Source organism: Streptomyces sp. ID05-39B, assembly GCF_033794725.1.
GTDB classification, from domain to species: Bacteria; Actinomycetota; Actinomycetes; order Streptomycetales; family Streptomycetaceae; genus Streptomyces; species Streptomyces bobili.
In genome coordinates this window covers 1-2,887 of record NZ_JARGEF010000443.1, presented here as the reverse complement: position 1 = coordinate 2,887, position 2,887 = coordinate 1, and the positions used below count along the sequence as shown (strand labels likewise).

Below are 2,887 nucleotides of genomic sequence, written 5' to 3'. Positions count from 1 at the left end.
GTGTGCCACCACCGACCCCCGCAGCACCCCGGCGAACCGGCGGGTGGCCCCGAGCCACTCCGTGCCGGCGAGCACTTCCCGCAGCAGCGCGACCCGTACGGCGTCCATGCGACCGCATCCTGCCCCAACCGGGCGCCCGCGGCCCGGCGTTCGCCGCCGATTCCCCCGACCTGGGGACCCGCCCGCCGACCGTGACGGCCGCCACCCACCCTCCCGTCGCCGGTCCGTCTACAGTCGGCCCATGACCTCTACCGACAGTGCACCCAACGCTCCCGCGAAGGCCCCCGCCAAGGACCCGTGGGACCTCCCCGACGTCTCCGGGCTGGTCGTCGGCGTTCTCGGCGGCACCGGACCGCAGGGTAAGGGCCTCGCCTACCGACTCGCCAAGGCCGGCCAGAAGGTGATCATCGGCTCGCGTGCCGCCGACCGCGCGCAGGCCGCCGCCGAGGAACTCGGACACGGCGTCGAGGGTGCCGACAACGCCGAGACCGCCCGCCGCAGCGACATCGTGATCGTCGCCGTGCCGTGGGACGGCCACGGCAAGACCCTGGAGTCGCTCCGCGAGGAACTGACGGGCAAGCTCGTCGTCGACTGCGTCAACCCGCTCGGCTTCGACAAGCAGGGCGCCTACGCGCTGAAGCCGCAGGAGGGCAGCGCCGCCGAACAGGCCGCCGCCCTGCTGCCCGGCTCGCGTGTCGCCGCCGCCTTCCACCACCTCTCGGCGGTCCTCCTCCAGGACCCGGAGATCGACGAGATCGACACCGATGTGATGGTGCTGGGCGAGCAGCGCGCCGACGTGGAGATCGTGCAGGCCCTGGCCGGCCGCATCCCCGGCATGCGGGGCGTCTTCGCCGGGCGGCTGCGCAACGCCCACCAGGTCGAGTCCCTGGTCGCCAACCTGATCTCCGTCAACCGCCGCTACAAGGCGCACGCCGGGCTCCGCGTCACCGACGTCTGAGCCGATGGGGGACACTGGATGCCGACGTCAGCAGTGTCCCCCGACAGGAGAACCGCCCCCATGCCCCGCCTCGCCCTCTACGCCCTGATCGTCTGCCTCCTCGCCGTCGCCGCGGCGGTCGTGTCCTTCGTCCAGGGCAGCTTCCTGGGCGTCGTGTGGGTGCTGCTGGCCGGGCTGTCCAGCAACATGTGCTGGTACTACGCGAAGCAGGGCCGCAGCGCCTACCAGAAGCGGTAGAGGCTGTACCCGTACGACGCGTCCTGGTCGCTGACGCCGAGTCCCCGCAGGACCGCGTCCACCAGGTCGAAGAACGCGCCGTTCACCGTCGGCACCCACAGCAACGCGAACACGAACAGCAGCCCGAACGGCGCGAACGGCTCCACCTGCCGCTTCACGTCGTACGACAGCCAGGGCTCGATCATCCCGTAGCCGTCCAGGCCCGGCACCGGCAGGAAGTTCAGGATCGCCGCCGTGACCTGGAGCAGGGCGAGGAAGGCGAGCGCGAACCGGAAGTCGGCCGGCACACCGTCCAGCGCGTCCAGCCAGAACGGGGCGGTGCAGACAATCGCGAACAGGACGTTCGTCAACGGACCGGCCGCCGAGATCAGACTGTGCCGCCAGCGCCCCCGGATCCGCCCGCGCTCGATGAAGACGGCACCGCCGGGCAGACCGATCCCGCCCATGATCACAAAGATCACGGGGAGCACGATGCTCAGCAGGGCGTGCGTATAGGCGAGAGGATTGAGCGTCAGATACCCCTTGGTACCCACCGAGATGTCGCCGCTGTGCAGGGCGGTGCGCGCGTGCGCGTACTCGTGCAGGCAGAGGGAGACGATCCAGGCGCCGGTCACGAACAGGAACACGGCCACACCGGGCTGCTCGGCGAAGCCGGTCCAGGTGGCCCAGCCCGTGACCGCCGTGACGGCCAGTATCCCGAGGAAGACGGGACTGATCCGCCGGTCGCTGTGGCGGGAGAGGGCGGTGGTCATCAGCGGATGCTCCTGGGGTGCGGTGTCGGAACCGGGTGTCCGGCTGCCCGACCGTACCGGGCGCAAGGGGAAAACGTCTCGCGGCCGGTCATCGGTTCCTGGCAACGCGGGGCAATCCGTCCCAGGCCCGACCGACCGCCCGCCCGCCACGCCGCCCCGCCGAACCCCTGTGCCGCTTCCCGCACCCACCGGAGAGAATGGACCTTGTGCGCTATCGCATCCTCGGCACCACCCAGGCACTCCGGACCGACGGCACCCCCGTCGCCGTCGGCGGGGCGCGGCTGCGCGCGCTGCTGACCGTGCTGGCGCTGCGGGCCGGGCGGACCGTGCCCGTGGATCTGCTGGTGGAGGAGGTCTGGGCCGGTGACCCGCCCGCCGACGCGCCCGCCGCGCTCCAGGCGCTGGTCGGCAGGCTGCGCCGGACCGTCGGCGCCGACGCCATCGCCTCGGCGGACGGCGGCTACCGGCTCACCGCCCCGCCCGAAGCCGTCGACCTGCACCGTTTCGAGCGGCTGACCGCCGACGGCCTGCGCGCGCTCACCGACGGCGACCCCGCCGAGGCGGCCGTCCTCCTCGACGACGCCCTCACCCTGTGGCAGGGCCCGGCCCTCGCCGACCTGCCCGACCGCACCGCCGAGGCGGCCCGCCGGGAGGCCCGCCGCCTGGACGCCGTACGCGCCCGCCACGCCGCGGCCCTCGCCCTCGGCCACGCCGAGCGGTCCTTGCCCGAACTGACCGCCCTGTGCGACGCGCACCCCCTGGACGAGCCCCTCCAGGCCCTGCGTCTGCGCGCCTTGCGCGACGCGGGCCGCGCCGCCGAGGCCCTGGCCGCCTACGAGTCCGTACGGAGCCTGCTTGCGGACCGCCTCGGCTCGGACCCTGGGCCAGGACTTCGCGCCCTGTACACGGAGCTCCTCCGCCCCGCGGAACCCCAGGCCCC

General features: G+C 73.2%; 4 protein-coding genes. 3 read left to right on the top strand and 1 reads right to left on the bottom strand.

Annotated elements, in window-relative coordinates:
* The first annotated feature begins 241 nt into the window (after positions 1 to 241).
* Entirely contained in the window at positions 242 to 958 is a 717-nt protein-coding gene (gene npdG / locus P1P75_RS40845; RefSeq protein WP_319264917.1) for an NADPH-dependent F420 reductase, read from the top strand.
* Between the two features lie 60 nt (positions 959 to 1,018).
* Entirely contained in the window at positions 1,019 to 1,195 is a 177-nt protein-coding gene (locus P1P75_RS40840; protein ID WP_319264915.1) for a hypothetical protein, read from the top strand.
* On the opposite strand, the gene P1P75_RS40835 is transcribed toward P1P75_RS40840, so the two are convergent.
* Positions 1,180 to 1,947 carry a site-2 protease family protein gene (locus tag P1P75_RS40835; RefSeq protein ID WP_319264912.1) on the bottom strand — a complete coding sequence of 256 codons (768 nt, stop codon included), beginning with the start codon at positions 1,945 to 1,947 and terminating at the stop codon, positions 1,180 to 1,182. The two genes, P1P75_RS40840 and P1P75_RS40835, sit on opposite strands and share 16 nt — an antisense overlap.
* A gap of 197 nt (positions 1,948 to 2,144) precedes the next feature.
* On the opposite strand from P1P75_RS40835, the gene P1P75_RS40830 reads away from it, so the two are divergent.
* Positions 2,145 to 2,887 (top strand): BTAD domain-containing putative transcriptional regulator (locus tag P1P75_RS40830; RefSeq protein ID WP_319264909.1); only part of this gene is annotated, 743 nt, incomplete at its 3' end.

Bases quoted from the DNA above. Each gene is read 5' to 3' on its own strand.
- npdG (WP_319264917.1), top strand. From the start codon at position 242: ATGACCTCTACCGACAGTGCACCCAACGCTCCCGCGAAGGCCCCCGCC.
- P1P75_RS40840 (WP_319264915.1), top strand. From the start codon at position 1,019: ATGCCCCGCCTCGCCCTCTACGCCCTGATCGTCTGCCTCCTCGCCGTC.
- P1P75_RS40835 (WP_319264912.1), bottom strand. From the start codon at position 1,947: ATGACCACCGCCCTCTCCCGCCACAGCGACCGGCGGATCAGTCCCGTC.